This window comes from Leptolyngbya sp. FACHB-261 (assembly GCF_014696065.1).
In the GTDB taxonomy this organism is placed as follows: Bacteria; Cyanobacteriota; Cyanobacteriia; order FACHB-261; family FACHB-261; genus FACHB-261.
Genome location: NZ_JACJPL010000025.1, coordinates 1 through 21,877 on the forward strand (window position 1 = coordinate 1; position 21,877 = coordinate 21,877).

At 53.2% G+C, this 21,877-nt stretch carries 18 protein-coding genes and 1 pseudogene; 7 read left to right on the top strand and 12 right to left on the bottom strand.

What is annotated here, in order from left to right; all coding sequences use genetic code 11:
• A pseudogene (locus H6F94_RS16085) lies at nucleotides 1-203 on the bottom strand (photosystem II D2 protein (photosystem q(a) protein)); the annotation flags it as partial.
• A 221-nt stretch (nucleotides 204-424) separates the two neighbouring features.
• On the opposite strand from H6F94_RS16085, the gene H6F94_RS16090 reads away from it, so the two are divergent.
• The 3 genes from H6F94_RS16090 (at nucleotide 425) to H6F94_RS16100 (ending at nucleotide 2,035) form a co-directional block, all read left to right on the top strand.
• Entirely contained in the window at nucleotides 425-682 is a 258-nt protein-coding gene (locus tag H6F94_RS16090) for a UPF0367 protein family (protein ID WP_190803270.1), read from the top strand.
• Between the two features lie 35 nt (nucleotides 683-717).
• Entirely contained in the window at nucleotides 718-1,380 is a 663-nt protein-coding gene (locus tag H6F94_RS16095; RefSeq protein ID WP_190803271.1) for an energy-coupling factor ABC transporter ATP-binding protein, read from the top strand.
• 106 nt (nucleotides 1,381-1,486) lie between these two features.
• Nucleotides 1,487-2,035: an NYN domain-containing protein gene (locus tag H6F94_RS16100; RefSeq protein WP_190803272.1), complete on the top strand. Its 549-nt coding sequence runs from the start codon at nucleotides 1,487-1,489 to the stop codon at nucleotides 2,033-2,035.
• A 19-nt stretch (nucleotides 2,036-2,054) separates the two neighbouring features.
• Here the strand turns inward: H6F94_RS16100 and rbfA are convergent, their stop codons facing one another.
• Nucleotides 2,055-2,489: a 30S ribosome-binding factor RbfA gene (gene rbfA / locus H6F94_RS16105; protein WP_190803273.1), complete on the bottom strand. Its 435-nt coding sequence runs from the start codon at nucleotides 2,487-2,489 to the stop codon at nucleotides 2,055-2,057.
• Between the two features lie 44 nt (nucleotides 2,490-2,533).
• Nucleotides 2,534-2,740 (bottom strand): DUF751 family protein, encoded by a 207-nt coding sequence (locus H6F94_RS16110; protein ID WP_190803274.1) that lies wholly within the window; start codon nucleotides 2,738-2,740, stop codon nucleotides 2,534-2,536.
• Nucleotides 2,741-2,975: 235 nt separating this feature from the next.
• Between H6F94_RS16110 and dnaK the strand changes: the two genes are divergently transcribed.
• Nucleotides 2,976-5,147, top strand: a complete 2,172-nt coding sequence (dnaK, locus tag H6F94_RS16115) for a molecular chaperone DnaK (RefSeq protein WP_190803275.1) — start codon at nucleotides 2,976-2,978, stop codon at nucleotides 5,145-5,147.
• A gap of 28 nt (nucleotides 5,148-5,175) precedes the next feature.
• Nucleotides 5,176-6,183, top strand: coding sequence for a DnaJ C-terminal domain-containing protein (locus H6F94_RS16120; protein ID WP_190803276.1), 1,008 nt, complete (start codon nucleotides 5,176-5,178; stop codon nucleotides 6,181-6,183).
• Between the two features lie 66 nt (nucleotides 6,184-6,249).
• On the opposite strand, the gene H6F94_RS16125 is transcribed toward H6F94_RS16120, so the two are convergent.
• A complete protein-coding gene (locus H6F94_RS16125; RefSeq protein ID WP_190803277.1) occupies nucleotides 6,250-7,002 on the bottom strand; it encodes a hypothetical protein in 753 nt (250 codons plus the stop codon).
• A gap of 471 nt (nucleotides 7,003-7,473) precedes the next feature.
• Here H6F94_RS16125 and H6F94_RS16130 point away from each other — a divergent pair, with 471 nt between their 5' ends.
• Together H6F94_RS16130 and H6F94_RS16135 are read left to right on the top strand one after the other, a co-directional pair.
• Nucleotides 7,474-8,157, top strand: a complete 684-nt coding sequence (locus H6F94_RS16130; protein ID WP_190803278.1) for an SDR family oxidoreductase — start codon at nucleotides 7,474-7,476, stop codon at nucleotides 8,155-8,157.
• 124 nt (nucleotides 8,158-8,281) lie between these two features.
• Nucleotides 8,282-9,754, top strand: coding sequence for a DUF481 domain-containing protein (locus H6F94_RS16135; protein WP_190803279.1), 1,473 nt, complete (start codon nucleotides 8,282-8,284; stop codon nucleotides 9,752-9,754).
• An 8-nt stretch (nucleotides 9,755-9,762) separates the two neighbouring features.
• Here the strand turns inward: H6F94_RS16135 and fdhD are convergent, their stop codons facing one another.
• The 8 genes from fdhD to H6F94_RS16175 form a co-directional block, all read right to left on the bottom strand.
• A complete protein-coding gene (fdhD, locus tag H6F94_RS16140; RefSeq protein WP_190803280.1) occupies nucleotides 9,763-10,611 on the bottom strand; it encodes a formate dehydrogenase accessory sulfurtransferase FdhD in 849 nt (282 codons plus the stop codon).
• The gene (locus tag H6F94_RS16145) at nucleotides 10,608-12,830 is read right to left on the bottom strand and encodes an FdhF/YdeP family oxidoreductase (RefSeq protein WP_190803281.1); all 2,223 of its coding nucleotides are present in this window, start codon (nucleotides 12,828-12,830) and stop codon (nucleotides 10,608-10,610) included. The genes fdhD and H6F94_RS16145 overlap by 4 nt, the downstream gene beginning before the upstream one ends.
• Nucleotides 12,831-13,021: 191 nt before the next feature.
• Complete coding sequence (locus H6F94_RS16150; protein WP_190803282.1) at nucleotides 13,022-15,061, bottom strand: NACHT domain-containing protein; 2,040 nt, start codon at nucleotides 15,059-15,061, stop codon at nucleotides 13,022-13,024.
• Between the two features lie 93 nt (nucleotides 15,062-15,154).
• Complete coding sequence (locus tag H6F94_RS16155; RefSeq protein WP_190803283.1) at nucleotides 15,155-16,060, bottom strand: cation diffusion facilitator family transporter; 906 nt, start codon at nucleotides 16,058-16,060, stop codon at nucleotides 15,155-15,157.
• A gap of 133 nt (nucleotides 16,061-16,193) precedes the next feature.
• Nucleotides 16,194-17,264, bottom strand: coding sequence for a molybdopterin-dependent oxidoreductase (locus H6F94_RS16160; protein WP_242041237.1), 1,071 nt, complete (start codon nucleotides 17,262-17,264; stop codon nucleotides 16,194-16,196).
• Between the two features lie 9 nt (nucleotides 17,265-17,273).
• Nucleotides 17,274-17,705, bottom strand: coding sequence for a response regulator (locus H6F94_RS16165; protein ID WP_190803284.1), 432 nt, complete (start codon nucleotides 17,703-17,705; stop codon nucleotides 17,274-17,276).
• 32 nt (nucleotides 17,706-17,737) lie between these two features.
• Nucleotides 17,738-19,282, bottom strand: coding sequence for a sensor histidine kinase (locus tag H6F94_RS16170; protein WP_190803285.1), 1,545 nt, complete (start codon nucleotides 19,280-19,282; stop codon nucleotides 17,738-17,740).
• Between the two features lie 239 nt (nucleotides 19,283-19,521).
• Complete coding sequence (locus tag H6F94_RS16175) at nucleotides 19,522-21,285, bottom strand: hypothetical protein (protein ID WP_190803286.1); 1,764 nt, start codon at nucleotides 21,283-21,285, stop codon at nucleotides 19,522-19,524.
• Nucleotides 21,286-21,877: the final 592 nt, after the last annotated feature.

Genomic DNA, 21,877 nt, shown 5'->3' on the forward strand with positions numbered 1-21,877 from the left:
TAGGACGAGGCCAAGCCGTGGGTGTACCAAGAGGTAACGAAGGTGGTGCCGGTGAGCCAGCCGCCAACCGCGAGGAAGGCGGTGGGAAAGAGTAGCAATCCCGACCAGCCGACGAAGACAAAGCGGTCGCGCTTGAGCCAGTCGTCGAGGACGTCAAAGACTCCTCGCTCTGCTCCTGGCGCGCGCCCTACTGCAATAGTCATGACGTGAAAAACCTCCGAAAAATACTATCTGTAAGCCGCTACCTTAAGCTCCTTGTAGCAGGACACTTAGGCGCAGAGCAGGGGCGTTTACGTTTCTTTACCTGGCACTCATTATACGGAGACTCCCTAAATTTTGCACGCCCTGCCGGTTGTCCGCTCAGCCCCCCATTCGCCACGCATTTGTAATACTGAGAGATGGACCAGATTTACGAGCCTGTGGCATGTTCATTATTGAGTTGACTTTGAAGGGTAATCCGCTGTCTCTTTCGGTTCAGCGTAAGGAGCACGAGGACGCCACTGGGCTGTATCAACGAGTTCTTGACGCTATGCGCTCGGGTCAAGCTCAGATGCTGGAGTTGACCTGTGAAAAGCAGCCCGACAAGAAATTGGCAGTTCTCAGCACTGAAGTTTCAGCGGTTCAGGTGTTTGAGAAATCTGCCTCCAACGCAACATCAGCGACCGGCTTCTTTAGGGGTTAGAGAGAGGTTAAAGGTTAGAGGTTAGAGGTTGAGTGATGCAGACAGCACCAGCGATCAGAGTGGCAGATCTCTGCTTTAGCTGGTCTGACCAGGGGAAATTGGTACTCGACCACTGCTCGCTAGTGGTGCCCAAGGGTGAATTCTGGATGCTTCTGGGCACCAATGGCAGTGGCAAATCCACCTTGCTGCGATTGCTATCTGGGCTGGCCGTTCCCCAATCAGGCATGCTTGAAGCAGGGCAACCGGTCGGTTTTGTTTTTCAAAACCCGGACCATCAGCTTGTGATGCCAACAGTAGGTGCTGATGTAGCCTTTGGTTTAGTCTCGGAGAAACTGAGCTTGAGTGAAACGCGGCTGCGGGTCGAGGAAGCGCTGCAGGCGGTTAACCTAGTGCATTTGGAGCGTCGGCCGATCTATGCACTCAGTGGTGGTCAGAAGCAGCGGGTCGCAATTGCGGGAGCACTCGCCCGTCACTGTGAGGTTTTGTTGCTGGATGAACCTACAGCATTGCTCGATCCAGATTCCCAACGAGATTTAGTGGAGCAGGTGCGACGGTTGGTCAAAACCCGTGGCCTTACCGCTCTGTGGGTAACGCACCGCCTAAATGAACTGGAGTTCGCAGACGGAGCTTTTCTGTTAGAGCAGGGACAGGTTGTGGATCAGGGTGATCCTCTGCGTTTACGGGAACGCTTAGCTTGAATCCGATCGTGTGCCAACACTTGTGTTCCGTCACCGTCGCTTGAGAGCAGAGGATGGCACAATTAATTTATCTTCACACAATAAATCCCTAGCCTGTGTCCTAGCCATGTCTCCTCCTCCCAAGTTTGAAGCGCTGCTCCTAGTAGATGGTTACAACATCATTGGCGCTTGGCCCTCGCTGCAAGCCGAAATGCAAGCTGGGGGACTGGAGGCGGCGCGACGAGGTTTGGTAGAGGCACTGGCAGGCTACAGCGCCTATAAAGCCTTCAACACTCACGTTATTTTTGACTCGCAATTTCAAGACAATCGTCGCAGCCGAGAGGTAGTCACGCCCCACGTAGAGGTCTGCTACACCGACTATCGCGAAACGGCTGATACCTTTATTGAACGGACCTGTGCTCACTTCCGCAACGACCTGCGCAAGTTCAGTCAGCGACTGATCGTGGCTACCTCTGACCGGGCACAGCAGCTCACAGTCACCGGTTTTGGAGCGGAGTGGCTCTCAGCACGTCGCTTGGAAGAAGAAGTCAACTACTCTCAAGCCGGTGTACGCAGCCGCCAACGAACTCCCAGAAAAGCTCAAGGCAGTTTAGCCAGTAGCCTCAACGAGTCGGCAAGGCAGCGGCTGAGCCGTCTGCGTTTCGGTATTGACTAGCTCTTCTTTCTCGGTTTGGTTAGTCTTGATGAGTCGTTTCGTCAAGGTCTCTATCAATATCAATGTCTGCGTCGGCAGCCTCAACCGAGTCTGATTCTTCTTTAGGCTGATTGAGGCGATTGATCAGGGAAAGCACGCGCGTCCCACGCTCAATAGAGCGGTCCTCCAGAAATACAATCTCTGGCGTGCGCCGTAGGCGCACCCGGTGCCCGATTTCGCTACGTACGTAACCTGTGGCTGACCTAAGCCCAGCCATGGTCGCTTCCCGAGCTTCGTCGGTTCCGTAGATACTTACGAATACCTTGGCTTTTTGCAGATCACCCGACACCTCGACATCGGTGACGCTAACCATGCCAGTCCCCACCCGGTCATCCTTGATGCCATTCAGCAGCATCTGGCTAATCTCGCGCTTGAGCTGCTCAGAGACTCGCGAGACACGTCGATCGGTTGCCATAACAAATTGCTTGGAACTGCTTGAAATGGATTAAGACTGGAATTCTAGGCTGCTGGCGCCAGACCTAACATCGCCTGAAGGGTTAGGGCAAAAAAGGCCAACACACCAACCAAGGCAGTGACCAGTGCAACAGCCGTCACAGGCTTTTTAAAGAGGGGCAACAGGGGTTCAGCTGCGACCCAAAAGATACCCAGCACAATCGTGATGAAAAACTGGGGGTAGCGAGCAACATTTCTCCAGAACTCTGCCATAGGGAGCTACGCTTCGCTCAGCTGGTAATGCTCGCCCATTTTAGCAACCTTTGCCTGAGCAATCTTCTAACAGGCAACTTTATAGGGATGGAGCACGGGTCAAGTTCGGTTATCCCGACCTGCCTAATATCCGGTCCTAGCACAGGAGCAGACGTTTAAGAGATATTAATAGATGGAGGAGACTGGCCTAACCGAGGGCGGGTTTTGCGGCCACGACACATAGATTAGGTGGGCAATGGGAAAGATCGTTGGCATTGACCTAGGTACAACCAACTCTGTGGTGGCCGTCATGGAGGGCGGACGCCCAGTTGTTATCGCAAACACTGAGGGACAACGCACAACCCCTTCAGTGGTTGGCTTCAGTAAGGATGGCGAGCGCTTGGTGGGGCAAATGGCCCGCCGTCAGTCAGTGCTCAATCCGCAGAATACCTTTTACTCAGTGAAACGCTTCATCGGGCGTAAGTACAGCGAACTCAACCCGGAGTCGAAGCGAGTCGCTTACACAATCCGTCGCGATGACACCGGCAATATCAAGATTAAGTGTCCACGCCTAGAGCGAGATTTCGCGCCGGAAGAAATCTCCGCCATGGTCCTGCGCAAACTCGCAGACGAGGCTAGTAAATATTTGGGCGTACCGGTGACCGGAGCAGTGATCACCGTTCCTGCCTATTTTGACGACTCACAGCGGCAGGCAACCCGGGACGCGGGACGCATTGCTGGCTTGGAAGTCAAGCGTATCCTTAACGAACCTACAGCCGCTTCTCTAGCCTACGGTTTAGATAAAAAGACGAGCGAAACGGTTCTGGTCTTTGATCTGGGCGGCGGCACCTTTGACGTGTCCATCTTGGAGGTCGGCGACGGCGTTTTTGAGGTTAAAGCGACCAGTGGCGATACTCAACTCGGTGGCAATGACTTTGATGATGCTGTTGTTGATTGGCTAGCCGAGCAATTTCTACGAGACGAAGGTATTGACCTGCGCAAGGACCGTCAGGCCCTACAACGCCTGACCGAAGCTTCGGAGAAAGCCAAGATCGAGCTGTCTAACGTCAGCGAGACGATGATCAATCTGCCCTTCATCACAGCAACCCAGGAAGGGCCAAAGCATCTAGACGCGCGCCTGACTCGGTCTCAGTTTGAGCAGTTGACCGAACACTTGCTAGAGCGAGTGCGGGGTCCGGTTGAGAAGGCGTTGCGAGACTCTGGGCTCAGCCGTAACCGCATTGATGAAGTCGTGATGGTCGGTGGCTCTACCCGAATTCCGGCGGTGCAAGCACTGGTGCGGGAGCTAGTGGGTAAAGAGCCTAACCAAAGCGTCAACCCTGACGAGGTGGTGGCAGTTGGTGCAGCTGTTCAAGCTGGCGTACTAGCGGGTGAAGTCAGAGACCTGCTGCTGCTAGACGTGACGCCACTTTCGATCGGCTTGGAGACGATTGGTGGCATTACCAACAAGCTCATTCCTCGCAACACCACGGTGCCCACCCGCAAATCTAAGGTCTTCTCAACGGCTGAGGATAACCAGCCGTTAGTAGAAGTGCATGTGGTCCAGGGTGAGCGCGAGATGGCGGATGATAATAAGTCCCTAGGCCGCTTCAAGCTGCAAGGCATTGAGCCTGCACCCCGGGGGATGCCTCAGATTGAAGTGACCTTCGACTTGGATGCCAATGGCATTCTTAACGTCTCAGCCCAGGATCTCAACACTGGGCGCGAGAAGCGAGTCACCATCCAGGGAGCTTCAACCCTCAAGCCAGAGGAAGTGGGTCGGATGATCCGCGACGCTGAAGCCTCCGCCAACACCGACCGGCAACGCCGCGACCGCATTGAGAAGCGCAACAAAGGCGAGAGCTTTATCTATCAGGCTGAGCGCCAACTCAAGGATCTGAGCCTGGGCTACGACGGCTATCAAATCTCTAGTGAGCTGCGGACTCGGATTGAAACCTTAGTCCGAGAGCTACGCGCTGGTCTCGAACGAGACGACGATGGCCTGATTGACCGCAAGCAGTCCGAGTTGCAAGAGGCACTTTACGATCTGTCACGAGAACTCTATCAACAGCGTGAGGCTGAAGAGTCTGACTGGTTTGGCGGTGGCGGCGGTCGTGAAGAAGAGCGCTACTCCCGCTCCTCTGGCGACGATGACTTCGACTGGGATGACATTCCTGACGAACCACCACCGCGCAACGACTACTCGCGGGGACGAGCCCCTGCTGATCGCCTCTCTGATCGCCCGAGTCGTGAACCTGCTCCTGAGCGTTCTAGCCGTGAGCCTGCTCCCTACCGGGATCGGAACGATGACTACTCCCGTCCCCGTAGTCGTCCCGCGCCTCCTCCCTCCCGTCCTCAATCTTCAAAGCCGTCCAAGGACGCTTGGGATGATGATGGATGGGGTAACGACGACGATGACTGGGTATAACCCCCTTGCTTCCGTGCCAGCTTAGACTATGCAAAACTTCCGCAATTACTACGACATCCTGGGCGTCAGCCGCGATGCCTCGATTGATGACATCAAGAAGGCATATCGCAAACTGGCCCGAAAGTATCACCCAGACTTGAACCCTGACGACAAGGCAGCGGAAGAGCGCTTCAAGGACGTTGGCGAAGCCTATGAAGTGCTCTCTGACCCTACGAAGCGAGCGCAGTACGACCAGTACGGCAAGTACTGGAAACAGGGCGGATTCCAGGGTGGCAATGCCCGCCGTGCACCACAGCAACCCAGCAGCAATGGTTGGTCGGGTGGCGACTTCGATACCAGCACCTATGGAGATGTTGATTTCAGTCGTTTTTCTGACTTCCAAGAGTTTATCGACAGCTTGCTGGGCCGCTTTCGGACCAGTGATGGGGGTCCCGGCGGGGGTGGGGGCGGACCTGAGGCTGAACGCAGCTACACCTACCGGCCAAGCGGCCAAACTTACACCACGGGTCCGCGCACCAGCACGCGGCGTGATGCTGAGGCAAAGTTAAATTTGCCGTTAGTGCGGGCCTATACCGGTGGTCGGGAGCGCATTCGCTTGGAAGATGGGCGTTCCTTGGAGATCAACATGCCCTCAGGCATGACCACAGGCCAACGGGTCCGCTTACGGGGCCAGGGTCCATCAGGGGGCGACCTCTACCTGGTGATCACGGTGCTGCCCCACAGCTTCTTTAAGCTGGAGGGCTCAGATATCCAGTGTCAGGTTCCCATTAGCCCAGCAGAGGCGGCTTTGGGGAGACAGATCGAGGTACCCACTCTGGATGGGCCAGTCAGTGTTAATGTGCCGGCGGGCGTGAAGTCAGGGCAACGTTTACGTCTAGCAGGTAAGGGCTATCCCAAAGTCAATAGCGTTCGCGGTGACCAGTTTGTAGAGCTGCAGATTGTCGTACCCCGATCGCTGTCCGCCCGCGAACGCGAACTGTACGAGCAACTGCAAAAAGTTCAATCTCCAGACCTACGAGCTAATCTCGTCGGTTAAGCGCCGATGGATTACTCAACGAGTCAACTAGTTGACTGGCATGACTGCACTTGTAGGCTTGCCCTTCTAGGAGGCTGGCTTTAGAGGTTCATCTTGAGGGGCAGGAGCCGTGCTGCCATTGAGTTGAACCGTCCATTGGGGCCAGTTAGTCTCTCCCAACAGGCCTGCTTTGAATAACGCCCGCTCTGGATGTTGGCGGCTCCAGCCCAACAGAATCGCGTTCGAGTAGTTAATGCGGTTGGGCGCCAGGGTATAGGTTCGACGCTGCTGTTGGTCCCAAATCAAGGCGTAGTCTGAGATAAAGTCGGTGGCATTACCACCCTGAAAGTCCCGACAAAGCACGCGATCGCCCCGAGCCGACCAGGCAATGGGCACTAGCACGCCAAAGCCCACAACAGTGCCTGCTTGACCATTTGAACTAAGGCCCTCACGAGGCGTAGAGGCAGCAATGGCTTGCAACTGCTGGGTTTGCAAATCTTGCAAGAACAAGACACTGCTGACGCTCGTATCGGTTACTTGAGGTTTAGCCTGGATTAACAGACGACTGTAGACGGCAAAGCGTCCATCTGGCGAACGCAGCAGGGGTGTACGCTCAAAGACGGTTTGAGGTCGGTTCTGTTGCTGAGCCCGAGCTTGTACTGTTTGGATCTGCTGCCAGGGAATCGGAATGCTGCTACCCAACGGATCGGTAGAGACTTCGCCTTGCTGGAGCTTAGTTAGAAAGGACCGGCTCTGAGCAAGACTACCGGGTGTCCATACGGTCAAACCAACGATCAGTGCTGCTAGCGAGACACTAAAAGCGGCCAAAGGCTTAAACATAGGTGTGACCCTTGCTTTGAGAGACGTTGCGGCTACGTGTGAGGAGCGATCACCGAGACCGCAGGTCTTCGTCCACCCTGGTTGCTTTCAGTCTAGCGGCTACCCCAGTTAGCGTCGCTATTTTGTCAGCAGACCAAGAGCAGAAATGGCTGCTTTCAGTCAACTCTGCTCTACCACACCGGGCAACCCATGAATTGGTGGATTTTTAAAGTGGTTTCACTAATTAGAAGGCTTAAGTTTTAGAAAGCTTAAAAAAGGATGACGGTAGGGAGAGAACCAAAATGGGACAGGCGGTGACAAGCACTGAGGATCTCAGCCGTCAGTTGCCTCGTTTTGGTGTTCTTTATTTTGGTGTTTGGTATGGATTTGACATTGATTTGACATTGATTATCGGCATTTGTTCTTGACCAGAAGCTGATGCAGCTACAGTTGTGGGCAGTTAGTGGACGAACGAGCCAGTAGGAGAGGGGAATGCCACGGTTGATTGTGGTGACCGGGGTGAGTCAGGGTTTGGGGCGAGTGATGACTGAGCACTTTGCCCAGGCAGGACACACGGTGCTGGGCTGTGCCCGTTCGCAGGCAGCAATAGAGCAGCTGAGGCAACAGTTGGGCAGTCCTCACGACTTTGCCATGGTCGATGTTGCAGCAGATGCTCAGGTCGCAGGTTGGGCTGAGCGTCTGCTGGCTAATTATGGTCCTCCGGATCTGCTGATTAACAATGCAGCATTGATTAATGCTTTGGCGCCACTGTGGCAGGTCAGCGCTGAGGAATTTTCTCGCCTTATTGATGTAAATATCAAAGGTGTTGCCAATGTCATTCGTCACTTCGTGCCCGCCATGATTGAGCGGCGACGTGGTGTTATTGTCAACTTCAGTTCGGGTTGGGGTCGCTCAGCGTCAGCCGAAGTTGCTCCCTACTGTGCTTCTAAATGGGCCATTGAAGGGCTAACTCGCGCCTTGGCTCAGGAACTACCGCAGGGCATGGCGGCAGTTGCTCTCAATCCTGGCATCATTCATACTGACATGTTGGACGTTTGCTTTGGTGAAGAAGCAGCTGACTATCCAGATCCAGAAACCTGGGCCCGCAAAGCAGTTCCTTTTATCTTGAAGTTGCAGCCCAAAGACAATGGTTTGCCCTTGACGGCTCCTATTTAGCCTCCTCTGAATAATTAGAACATCTGGCCATCGAACATCTGGCCATCTAAGGCAGAGGAGATTAGGATTTGCTCGTGGTTCAGAAAGGCACAAGGCAGTGATAGACAAAGGGGTAAGAGCAGCGATGGCAACGCTATTGTTTGCTGCTCTAGGTTGGCCAACCCTTGCTACGGCTGAGGATTTGAAGTCTATTGCGCAAGCTCACTCCACGCCCTCTTCTGTTGATACCAATCGCTCGATGCTAGAGTTTCTGTCTGAGAGTTTGGAGGCGGCAAACCAGATCGAAGATCGAGTGGCCCGCTCAACAGTCTTATCGGAAATAGCCAGTCAATACGCCAAGATTGGGCAGACAGAAAGAGCCATTCAAGTTCTGTCCCAAGCCTTAGAAACGGCAAATACAATTCCAGAGCCTAGCGAGCAAGCACCTGTCTTGATGGCACTAGCCACTCGGTACGCTGAGCTTGGGCAGGCTGATAGTGCGACCCGGGTACTTGAACAAGCCCTGACGGTGATTAACCGCATTGAGGAAATGACCACTAGGGTCAATTTACTCTCTACCATTGCCCTCAAATATGCCAGTTTGGGCCGTAGCGATACTGCTGCAGAAATTCTGTCCCGGACATTGACTGAAGTTGCCCTTCAAGCTGCACCAACGGATCCGGATCGAGCCAACCAAAATCTAGCTCAGGCTTCAGAGGTTGCTCAGCTCATTGGCAATCTTCCTACACGGGTGAGTGTACTCTCTGAGATTGCAACTGCCTATACCCAAACGGGACAGGCTGATCTCGGTGCCCAGCTTCTGGATCAGGCAATAGCCAGCATTGATGCCAGTGGAGCCGTTGCGGCAGCTGAAAACAAACCGACTGCCCCCGTCACCCAACCAGTCACCCAAGCCGCCGCTCAGCGGCCGTTTCTTGAACCGATTCCATTGCGAGGCAGGGTTGGTTTAAGTGGCAATCTGAACACTGAGGCAACGACTACCAGCTTGATCGGCTTGTCGGCCAATGTTTTACGTCAATGGTCCCGAGAACGAGTTGAAGCTAGATTCAATGTTGCCAATGATTTTGATAGCAATCGTCGACCTTATAACGAACAATTCCTTGGAGATTTTAGTAGTCAATATCGATATTATGTCAGTCAGTATTCCTATACTTATGTTCGACTGGAAGCGCTGAGGGATATTCGTAATAGCATCAAATTGCGAGCCAGTTTATTTCCTGGTTTTGGCTGGAATTTGTGGCGGCGGAGCGAATTTCAGAGCCTTGATTTAGAAGGTGGCTTTGGGGTTCAGTACGAAAATAGCGGCCCTAAGCTCTCAGACACGCGCACTCGCTTCAATCCCACCGTACTTCAGGTTGCGGTCATCTACAGAAGTCTTTTGTTTGAGGATGTTCGATTCACCCAAAGATTTGAAGCTAATACTCCCTTCAATCAGTTTGAAGATTACAACCTAGCTTCCACTACGGCCTTTTCCATTCCCTTTGGTGAGCAGTGGTCATTGACCAATGCCGTGATTTTCAAGTTTGATGGCACACCGCCCAACAACACGCCTAACTTGAACGTCAATTTTAGAGTTGGTGTAGAATACTCGTTTTAATTTTTCAGTTAATTCCCTTTTCCATCGGTAGTTACCCGCACCCGCTCTAAGCCAGAGTAGACATTAAATCGTTCCTGGCGCAGGAAGCCAATCAAAGTAATTCCGAACTCCTGAGCCAGGGACACGGCTAGACTGCTGGGTGCTGAAATTGCACAAACAATTGAAACTTGGGCGGCCAAACATTTCTGCAAAATTTCATAGCTTGCCCGCCCACTCACCAGCACAATCTGATTGGTGAGCGGCAATCGGCCCTTGAGCAAGGCTGAACCCACTAACTTATCCAGCGCATTGTGCCGTCCTACATCTTCGCGTAGGGCTAGCAATTCCCCTTGGACATTAAACAAAGCCGCAGCATGTAAGCCTCCAGTTGCCTTGAACAAACCCTGAGCCGCCTGTAACTGCTTAGGCAAACGATGCAGCACCTCTGTTGTAATTTCCAGGCCACTGAACTCAACCGGAGCATGACGAATCCGCAGCGCTTCTAGACTAGTTTTGCCACAGACACCACAGGCACTTGTAGTGTAGAAATGCCGCTCTAAAGATGGCAAATCCGGCTTCAATCCCTGCCGCAAAGCCACGTTGACAATGTTGTAGCGCTGCTCCCCATCGATCTCTGGGTCAACACAATAGCTGATTGCGCGAATATCGCCAGGTTCACGCACCACGCCCTCACCATAGAGAAAACCGGCAGCCAACTCGAAGTCGGCTCCGGGTGTGCGCATGGTAATTGCCAGGGTGTGATTAGGTTCAACCAGGCGAATTTCTAACGGTTCTTCCGTAGCCAGCTGATCCGATCGAGAGCGAATCTGGCCATTCTCCACAGTCCAAATCTGGCTTCTGGTTTTGCTGGTGCTCACCCCAGCTTCTCCAGTTGAACCACAGCGTTGTAGTCAGGAACCCCTTCCTGTGAGCGTCGATTACGGTCGAGCAAGAGATTGCCTTCCGGCCAGTGAATTTGCAAATTACCGGGTTTAACTGGAGCCATATAAACTCGCCCTTTGAATTCGCCGCGTTCGTTTTTCAACACCACTGGATCACCGTTTTGAAGGGCAAAACGTTCGGCATCAATGGGATTGATCAGCACCGCCTCGCGCACCGCTCCCGTGATCGCATCTTTGCGCTCTTGAACCATGCTGTTGAACTGTTTGCCACGCCGCGTGGTTACCCAAAAACAGCCTTCCGGTAGCTGTCGCTTCGGGGGGGACACAACCGCGAAATGTGCCTTGCCATCAGCAGTCGGAAAGTTCCAGCCAAAGCAGAGGTGTGAGCCCCCATACTGAAACTGATCGCCTGCTTGCTGCAAGTGTTGAATGCCTGCATATTGAGGAATCACCCGAGCAATTTCAGCTCGAATGGCTGGCGTACCCTCAACCTGAAGCTGAGCTGCTCGCTCCGGTCGCGCTCGTTGGGCCAACTCCATAAACACTTGCCACTCCGGTCGCGCTTCGCCAATGCGCGGCCCCGAAACTTCAGGGCTGAAAATTACCCGCCGCTCGGTACTGGTTTCCGTGACACCACCCGGCACTTCGTAGCGAGTCGTTGCAGGCAGCAGCAGCACCGCTTCAGCGGGTAGCAACATCTGCGGCGAGCAGACAATATCCATATGCACGCGCAGAGGCACTCGCTCTAGGGCCGCTAGGACATAATCTGGCTCGGGTAACACCTCCAAGAAGTTGCCCCCGACAGAGAACAACAGATCCAGGTTGCCAGCATGGGCCGCGTCGATCATCGCGGGTGCAATTAGACCTGGGGTCGTGGGCACCTCAAAGCCCCACTGTCGGCTAAGCTGGTCTGCATTCTCCGGGGTAATCGGCTTGCCACCGGGCAACACTGTGGCATAGGCGCCCATTTCAGCACCGCCCTGCACGCCGGAGTGTCCTCTAATTGGCATTAAGCCGCAGCCTTCCCGCCCGACAAAGCCTTTGCTCAGCGCCAGATTGATAATCGAGCGCACATTGTCTTCGCCGCATTCATGTTGAGTAACCCCCATGCTCCAGACGAATACAGCCTTCTGCGCCTCGCCTACCATTTGGGCAAAGGCGTACATCTCCGCTTGCGAGGCTCCTGATTCGCGCTCTAAATCCTCCCAGGTCTGGTTTTCCAGTTCTGCTTTCAAGGCTTCCAACCCGGTCGTGTAGTGATCAATAAACGACGGGTTGACCCAGCCATTAGCCAGCATGTGCTTGAGGGTGCCATTTAAAAAGGCCATGTCTCCCCCCACATTCACCAAAAAGAAGCGCTCTGCGAATTGGGTGCCAAACAAAGCACTTTCTACAATCGAAGGCACCCAGTAACGCTCCATGCCAGGCTCTTTGTAGTTGTTGATCACCACAATGCGAGTGCCCGCTTTCTTGGCGTAATGCAGATATTTAACGGTTACCGGCTGGTTGTTCGCTACGTTTGAGCCAATAAACACCAGCAAGTCGGTACCGATCCAGTCTTTGTAGGAGCAAGTTGTTGCTCCCACGCCTAGTGTTGTTTTGAGTGCGGCTGTACTGGGCGAATGACAGATGCGAGCGGCGTTGTCAATGTTGTTGCTACCCAGAGCCCGCACAGCTTTCTGAGCCAGATAGTAGGTCTCGTTGACAGTGCCTCGGCTGGTGAGATAGAAACCCAAGCGCTCCGGTGTCGAAGCCCTAATGCGCTCGGCTACTAAACTCAGCGCCTCTTCCCAACTGACGCGACTAAAGCCTGGTTCGCCTTGGCGACGCAGCATTGGGTAAGGCAGGCGTCCCAGTTCGCGCAGTTCCGCGCCACTTTTGCCCTTGAGCTGTGAGACATCTGCCAAAATCTGAGGATCCAGAGCGGGCATAGTGTTGAGGCGCAGCAACCGCAAGCGTACGTTGCAAACATGCAGTCCATCCAGAGTCCAGTCCTGCATGCCCGTCGTCCCCAAAGCGCAGCCATCGCAGACCCCTTGATTGAGAATGCGCCAAGCGTAGGGCAACTGGTCACGCGACAGCCAGCTGGCGCGAAATACCTCCCAGTAGTTGTTGGGGTACTGCTCACCGATGCCAAACGGCTTCCAGCTCGCCCAGTTAGCAGGAGTCCAGCGCTTTTTGACTTTACGTAGCATTAGTTTTGCCGCGAGGGGACATGAGACGGAGGGACTGCACCCAGTCCCTCGTTTGCATTTTGCCCCTGCTTCTCGCGATCAAGTCAATGCCCTGAGCGACTTAGTTCCAGTCGCTGGTCGCTCACTCAGGTCTAAACCCAGGTTTAAGTTCGGGTCTAAGCCCAGATCTAAGGCCAGATCTAAGCCCAAATCTAGGCAACCAACATCTGCTCATTTAGTTGCCGCTGCACCTCTGGCGAGATCCGGGAGGCAACCTCGCGACAATTTTGCAGTAGGGTGCTGGTCTGCAAGAAGTTTTCTAGCTCCAAGGCTTCGGCTTCGCCGAGTTGCAGCAGGTTTGTTTCTAGCTGTAAGTGGCGCAACAGCAGATTGACAAAGGCATCAGCAAACGACATACGACGCGCATAACCTGCACGAAAGTCTGGTGGTTCCCCTAAGGCGGCCAAGTCTGAGAGCAGAGCAGGAGTATCCAGGGCAAAGAGGTCATTGTGCGCCAACTCTTGGGCGCTACTCAGACACAAAGCTAAATCCCGATTAAGATCCAGAGCCCGGGCCAATCCTTGAGAGAGGTGACGCGCTTGCAAAGCCACTCGATCCAGGCAGCAGGCGGCCTGATCACTAACACTACGCTCTAAGGCGAAACTCAGGGCCAAGTGCAAAGCAGCCGCACGACGGGCAACACTGCGCTCCGGTGAGTCTAGCCGGTCGGTCAGCTGCTTTGCCCAGAGTAGTAGCGCCTGACAACGCTTAGCTTTCAAGCGGCTCATAGCCTCAGACTGAAGGCTCAGCAGCAGTTCATCAGCGCCTTCGGGCAACAGCTCAGCAACTTGCAGCAGCACTCTCTGCCAGCTGGGCACTTCCAAAGGCTGCCGTACCAGGGCGGTCAGACTACCCCGGCTGCGATGGGCAACAACTTGCCAAGCGCACAGGTATTCCTGCAAAGCAGGATGCACGAAGGTATAGTGACCCGGCGCAAATTCGACTAGCAAGCCTGAGTGAGCTGTCAGCCCCTCTAGTAACTCGCTGCAATCAAGAGTGACCTCAACTGTTTGGCAGGCTTTTAACAGGCCCAATATTTCAGCCTGGCTCACTATAGGTCGCTGCTGCTGGAGCTTGCCTGCCGCTAAGCGGGCCAATGCTTTGAGTTGAACTTTGAGCGCTGGCGCTGAGAGCCCAGGCTGGCTAGCTAGGCCAATGCGCACAATTGCATGGTGGAGCCCAACCGCATGACTGACCAAACTACGGCTGCGACTGTATGTCTGACATAACAGCGTCAGCAACCAGGGGCTGCGGGTCAGCTCACAGGTATTGGCCTGTGCTGGCAGTTGCAGTGTCTCCCACAATTGGCGACCCACAGCCGGGTTACGACCGAACCAACGTTGGATGAAGGTTTGGACCTGCTCATCGCTCAAAGCTGTTAGTTGAGCGCTGGTAAAACGCTTGAAATGGTGCTGGGTAGCAACAGCATTGGAGACAACGAAGCGGTTTTTCGGCCAGCGCTCGACCAAATCCTCAATGAGTAGGATCACCTGCTCACGCTGGGTCTCAGCGACCTCATCCAATCCGTCCAGTAACAACAGCAACCTGCCCTGCTCCAGAGCTTCTGCGGTAAAAGCTTTGGGCCAAGGGAAGTTCGCTGCTTGAAACTCCAGCACTACTGACTGTGCCAGCGAGCCTGTTCCCTTGGGCAGCATTCTGAGGTCGATATAGACCGGGATGCAGTTATGCCCATACTGGCCTTCCTTGCCCTTAAACGACTCTAAACCCAACCAGCGCAATAGGGTCGTCCGTCCCGAGCCAGGCTCTCCAAGAACGCTCAAATACTGCTGGCTGCGGGCGACGAGCGCTGCTGGCAAGAAGTTCTGACGCTGATGCTGCAGGCTGCTGCTACTTGAGTCTGCTAAAACCTCAGCCATCAAGCGTTGGAGCGAGGGCTGTCCCTTCACACAAGCGGGAACATAAAGCGTCTCTAGCGACACAGGCCGAGCGATACCAGGAATGCGCAAGGTGCCGTACCGGGTCAGATAGCGCCGCAAATACTGGTTTGAGACCTGAGCGATCACTCGACGAACCCGAGCATCCGCTGGGTTACTGGGTTGGGACGACGAGCCTGTCCTCAGGCCAGCCGCAGGCGCAAAACGGCTGCTGCCGGTTAGCAAAGGCTTAAACACCTCGGCTACGACGCCTCCCACTGGGGCGGACAGGGCTACCTGAGGCTCTGTCGAAGTCATGGCCTTACCAAGATTTTGCGAGGGCTGAGTCGTTCCACATAGTACATTACGGGAAAAATTCAAGCCATCCAGCCTATCTGGGTATTCAAGATGCTAAGACCGTCGGTCCAGACCTTGATCGTTCCAGGAGACAGGATCTTCTAGAGGTTCCATATGGGTCATCACACTGCTACCGGGCAGGGCTTGCTCAAGGCTTAGCTCGATTTCCTCGCATAGGTCATGGCCCCGTTGAACACTCCAGTTGCCCGGCACCAAGACATGCAGTTCGACGAAGCGACGGGAGCCCGCAGTACGGGTGCGCAGTGCATGAAAGTCAATGCCCTGCTCTCGGTAAGGCGCAAGAATCGTAGTAATCGTTTGCTGGTCCACTGCAGGCAGGGAAGTATCCAGTAAACCTAAGCTTGTCTCGCGGAGCAGCCGAATACCAGTCCAGACAATATTGGCCGCTACAAGCAACGCAACCAACGGATCTAGCACCAACCAACCCGTTATCTGTACTAGACCGAGACCCAGCACCACCCCCAAAGAAGTCCAGACATCAGTGAGCAAATGATGGGCATCGGCGCGCAGGCTAATCGAGCGTAGGCGCTTCCCAGCTTTTAGCAGCACCTGAGCAACGCCACCATTGACGGCAGCAGCTACAAGAGAAATGCCCAAGCCCAAGCCAATTTGCTCAACCGGCTGGGGGTGAGTTAAACGCCCCCAGGCCGCAACTGCAATGCTGGCAGCAGCCACTAGAATTAACGCTCCCTCCAGAGCGCTGGAGAAATATTCTGCTTTGGAATGTCCAAAGGTGTGCTCCGCGTCTGGAGGCTGAGCAGCAAAGGTTAAGGCCCAAACAGCCGCCAAAGCTGCAACCAAGTTCACCACAGACTCAGCGGCATCTGAGAATAAGCCGACGGAGCCAGTCAGCCGATAAGCAGTAAATTTCAGCGCCATTGTGATAAGCGCTGCTGCAATTGAGAGAAAGGCGTAGGAGCGCGCTGACCCGTTGAGCATAGGCTCATTTTTCCATAGGTTCGCGATGCCCCAAATTAAGCTCTAACGACCGAGCTGTGAACTACCCTTGGCTAAGATTTTTCTAAAGGTTTGCTAAGGGTTCGCCACAGACTGTAGCAGCTTGACGCTGGACCTAAGGCTGCAAACTAGCTTGAATGCGCAGGATGCCTGGGCTGCCATCCATTTTGTCGCTGTCCTCTAAGGGTTGCTGTTGCCGTTGAGATTCAGCACGCGCCAAGAGGGTGTACTCACCGGGCTGCTGCGGCTGCCACAGATAACGCCATAGGGTCCACTCATGGGGTGACTCAGGTTGATTTTGCTCAGCCTGCTGCCAGGTCTTGCCGCCATCTGTACTGACTTGAATGCGTTGAATCGGAGTTGAACGATCTAGAGCCACACCTGCAACTAAAATGCCCTTCTCCCAACCCTGTTCGCCGCTCTTGGCTAACCTGGTCTGATTCTGGCGGTTCCACACTCGGTGCTGTTGAATTTGGCGCACGAGGGAATGGGTAGGAATTTCAGCAGTATTGGACCAGCCTTGGCGCTCCCAAAAACCTTTTTTGGTGCGAGTGCTTGCCTCAATGCCAACTAGCCACTTAGGTTGCTTCTGGCCAAAATGTCCTGGGATCAAGATTCGCAGAGGATAACCATGACTGCGAGATAGAGCACTACCATTCATGCGGTGCACCAGCCTGACTTCGGGGCGCAAGAGTTCGGCGACGGGTAAAGTGGTCTCGTAAGAATCTGCCCCGTGCAAAACAAACTCACGAGCCTCAGGTTTTAGCCCCGCTCGTTCTAGAAATGGCAGTAGCGGCGTACCGGTCCAAAGAGCATTGCCAATCAGATTGCCACCAGTTGGATTGCCAATGCACTCCATGGTCAAGTAGAACTCTTCCTGCGGTGTGGCAGACACAATATCTTGAAAGTTTAGAGAAACCGGTGTCTCGACAGCTCCCTTAATCTCTAGTCGCCAACTTTCCAGAGTGACATTGGGAGGCAAGGCATAAGACTGCACATAAAACTCAGTCAGGGGAGTGAGCAAATGCTCGGGCAACCGGACAGTTGGATCCAATAAATCAAGCGAGAATAATGGCTTGATCTGCTGTCCGTTGCCACAAGCAGACAACAAGCTAGCCCCAATCAGCCCTACACCAATTCCCGCAGGGGCTTGCAATAGCTTTTTGAGCAGCGAGCGTCGTTTCAAAGGAATGCCTTAAGACTTCTGAGCGTAATTGAGGATCTTCTTTACCATTTCTACCAGCGTAATCGAGCCCACTGGCTTTGAGATATAGGAGTTAGCGCCTAACCGATAGGTTGCTTCGGCATCACTACTTTGCTTAGAGGTAGTCAAGACAACAAATGGAATCTCTTTCCAAACTGGATTCTGACGAGCCTGTTTCAACACATCAACCCCGTCTATTTTAGGTAAACGCAGGTCGAGCACAACTAGAATCGGCAGTTCAGGGTCTGTTGGGCAGCTGTGCTGCTCAATGTAAATCAAAGCCTCCTCGCCGTCCCGACAGACCACAATCGGGTGTGTGAAATCATTTTTTTTGAAGGCTTGCAGAGTTAGATCGACATGCATGGGGTTGTCTTCCACCAGCAGCATTGGCCTTGTCAAAATGTTGTTTGCTAAAGCGCTCATTTTTACTTCTGGTCTCCTAAGTGTTCAAACTTCTAAAGTTTTGGTAGCTCAATAAAAAAGTGAGCGCCAGCCCCAGGCTGAGATTCAGCCCAGATACGGCCTCCTTGTCTGTCTAGCACTTTCTTGGCAATTGCCAGACCGGCTCCTGTTCCTTCAAATTCTTCCTGACGCACTAATCGATGAAACAGCTCGAACAGCCGGTCATGATATCTCATATCAAAGCCAATCCCATTATCAGCAACACTGAACTGATAAGCATCAGGCAACTCTCGACCTGTAATCAGGATATAGGGATACTTTGTACAGCGGCTATATTTAATTGCATTGTCGATCAGATTTGCTAAAACCTGGGTCAAACCTCGCTGCCAGGTATAAATAGTTGAAAAAGAAATATCGACCGAGAATTTGATGCCGCGCTCGTCGATGATGCGACTGCGACCATCGAGAATAGCACTAATAATCTCCTGTGGCTTGACGTCAGCTAAGCTAAGTTTCTCCTCGCTCAAGCGAGAATACTGCAAGATATCTTCGATCAGGTTCTCCAAGTTTTTGCTAGCCACCATAATCTGATCTAGACAAAAACGAGCACGCTCGTCTAATTCATTGCTGTGCTGTTTGTGCAATTCTTCGGCATAACCATCAATCCCCCACAGCGGAGATTTCAAATCATGGGAAACTGTATAAGTAAAGGCTTGTAACTCTTCGTTCTTAACTTTCAGAACCGCTTCGATCAGTTTCCGCTCGTCGATCTCATCTCGCAATTGTCTAGCAGTTTCACGTTCAGCTAATACCATTTTTTTCATCTTAGCTGTCATTGTATTAAATGAATTCGCCATCGATTCAATTTCATCACCCGTTCTGACAGTGACACTCTGCTCAAAATCGCCGGTTGCGACTAGTTGGGCTGTCTTAGAAACTGCATTAACTGCACTAGCAATCTGGGAGCTTTGATACAGACCAAAGAGTAAACCGAGGAGAATAGCAACCAGAGTGGTGCTCACCAAGATGCTCTCACTACTTGCAGAGGTCTGACTCGCCAAAGCTAACCTGAAATTAGCGGCATCAACAATCGTGATATTAAGTTCTTCTAAGCGATTAAATGCGTCCCGTTCGGCTATACCAACCGCACCACTCTCACTAGCGAGAGCTAAGGCTTCATCCTTGCGATTTACCTGACTCAAAGGTAAAAGCTTTTGATCCCTAAGCCTCGAATATTTCATCCAAGCCACTCGGAATTCTGCGAGTTTTTTTAACTTGACTTGAGTAGTAAAGCTTCTCTCTAAACTGTCTAAAAAGTTATCAATTTCACTTTCCCAGCCATCAATATCTGACTCGTAGGAGCGCATTTGAAGCTCGGATTTTGCCAGTAAATGGGAGAAGGTTGTGGCTCGAATAAAGCCGACCTTTCTTTCCATCTCCCCTAGAATGTAAGACGGCTTGACGTCTCGCTCTACTGTATCTTTGAGCCTCTCTTCAATGCTCTTAGCCGTGTGAATGCCAACCGCGCCCACACCGACTATCAAAAAGATCATGACTACAAAGCTCCCAACAAGTTTGGTACGAAGACTAAACTTCATGAGCGCTTCCTGGGGTTGCAACAGCTACTGAGCAGTTTTGATAGCTATTGTACTGAGCGGACGTTGGCAGAAACGCCCCTAAAGTTAGAGGTGTGGCTCCGCTAAAAGCATAGACGCCATGCTGATCCCAGACTGAGTAGGGAGTTGGGCTAGCCAGTCGCTTCTCTATAGTCGTAGAGAGAATATATAGAGAAACGCCTGGCTAGCTCAAGGGAAGCCCCAGGCAGAGTTTAGTCGGCCTACTCTGCTAATGTTGGCGCCTCTGCCGGAACCGAAACCTCAGGAGCTTCTAGAGTTTCTGGTACTTCTAGTGACTTGGGCTCAACTGGCCGCTGATCAAACCGCCGCTCCGCTTTAGGTAGCCGTTCGAGATACCGACTGGGAATTCGAGGTACCTGCGGAGTGACTTTTGGAGCAGGTTGGACCGGCTGTGCTTCTACTGGAGTAGGCTCTGAGGTCTCCACCGAATCTGATACTGGTGCCTTCTCCGGCTGTTCTTCCTCTAGCTGCTCTAGCACAGGTGGATCAGAAGAGGTTGATGCAGGCGCAGGTGGCGTAGGAATAGGTGCTTGATCTGCTGGCTCTGCTGGTTTTGGCTCTACTGGTTTTGGCACCGGCCGAGCCGCCTGAGATCGCTGGCGCAGGCGATCTAAAAAGTTGGGCTTGGCGGGCGGGGGTGCAGAAACTGTAGGCGCGGGCACCGGCGTCATTTCTGGCACCGGCGATTTAAACTCCTCACTTGGAAGCTCAATAGGGGCAGGCGCTGAAGGTTCGGGCTCTGGGCTGACCTCTACTAAAGGAGTAACCTCGGGAGCTGGTACTACTGGCGCCACAATCTTATTTTCAGGGGGAGCTTCAGAGGGGGCAGTTTTCAAACCCTGGCGTAGACGATTGAAGAAGTTAGGCTTCGCTGGTGTGGGGACTGGCGCCAGCTCAGGCTGGGGCTCTTCCAGTATCTCAACTGGAGCAGTTGCTGGCACGTCAATTGCAGGAGCTGGAGTAGGTGCTGGGGTAGCTTCCGGTATTGGAGTTGGCGCTGCCGTAGGTTCCGGGGACGGGACAGAGGGCACTGGCGGTGCCGAGGTTGGGATTGGCGCAGGCGTTAGGGCAGGCGCAGGCTGAGCATTGGGATCAACAATGCTGCGGCTCTCGGCTGCGGAGAGTTCTCCCCGAACCAACCTTGATAGCGCGTCCTGGCCGCCCGGCTTGTAGGTGATGACTCGAACTGTGTTGTTAAAGACGTTCTCAACTGGGTTGCCCTTCTCATCTAGGAATTCCAGCTGTACCCAGTTCTTACCTGGCTTAAAGCCCTTGAGATAGAGCGGTTGCCAGCGGTCTAGCACAAAGTTTTGGCCGTTAATCGTGCAGCGGATCCGCCAGTCAGCAATATCATCCTCAGCATCAGCGGCTGCAACCAAGTGGAGCGGCGCATTAGTCAAGTAAAAATCCAGGAGAATCGGCTCAGCCCCATAGCTACCCTGAGGACGGCTGTAAGTCAGAAGGGGTTTGCTAGAACTGGGAGCGTTGGTACGCGTTTTCGTATAGATATGGAAGGTTGTCTGAGCGTAGGCCCCTTCATTCTTAAAACTTTCGTGCCAGGGGCGCGAGGCAAAAGCGCGGATTGTATGGGTCCCTGGAGCAAGATCGAGCTCTAAAGGTTGACTTGGGTCATAGACTGCCTGATAAGGCAGGTCATCAACGATCACATGCAAGTGAGGGCCAAGACCCAACTGCTCATTCTTGAAAGTTGGCAGGTCACGGAGGTTGAAACGCACCAGCACATGCTCGTCTTCAATCACCTCATCCGGTCGCGGACTAGTGATGCTGAGCTGTGGCTGGTACCCTTCCAGGGCACGGCTGAGTTCCTGAATTGCTATCGGCGGTGACACTTCAGTCAGATTGCCAGAGGACAAGGGTGCCCCAATTGGAGCTCCTGGCAGGGGTGAACCAGACTTCTGACTACAGCTGCTCAAGATGAAGACCATGACCACCAGAGCAGCCATGGCCGTAACCTTAAGCCTTTGCAAAACCGACACAAGCTCTCCCCCTGGCAACGTTGACTTCTAGCCCGTAATCCAGACCTAACGGGAACTATACCGGAAAAGAGCAGAGCTTCTCTGGTTTCAATGGCTTTGAGGCCATTCTTGGGCCACTCACTCAATAGAAAACTAACTGGAATAGACCTGCAAAATTAAGATCAGTTTTCGATCATTAGCCTGGGAAATATGTCTGATTGTTACGGCTCTCGCAGTCGTTCTACTGACCAGAAGTCCTAGGTCTTACTGCTTCTAGGTTTGCGCGTTTTAATAATTGTTAATCATTATTGGGGACACAAAACCCTAGCCTATACTTACCAAGAGAACTCTGCCCTGAGTAGTTCTCATTCATCTTTCTCTATGGACTTGTAGATTCGAATTTTTGGATCTATGGAGCACATATCTGAAGGGTCAGGGCAGAGCAATCCTCGTTCCTTGTCTCAAGAGAGGAGAGTCTCGATGACAATCAGTCCTCAGGAGCGGGAGGCGAAGGTCAGAGTAGTCGTCGATAACGACCCGGTCCCCACATCATTCGACAAGTGGGCCAAACCAGGACACT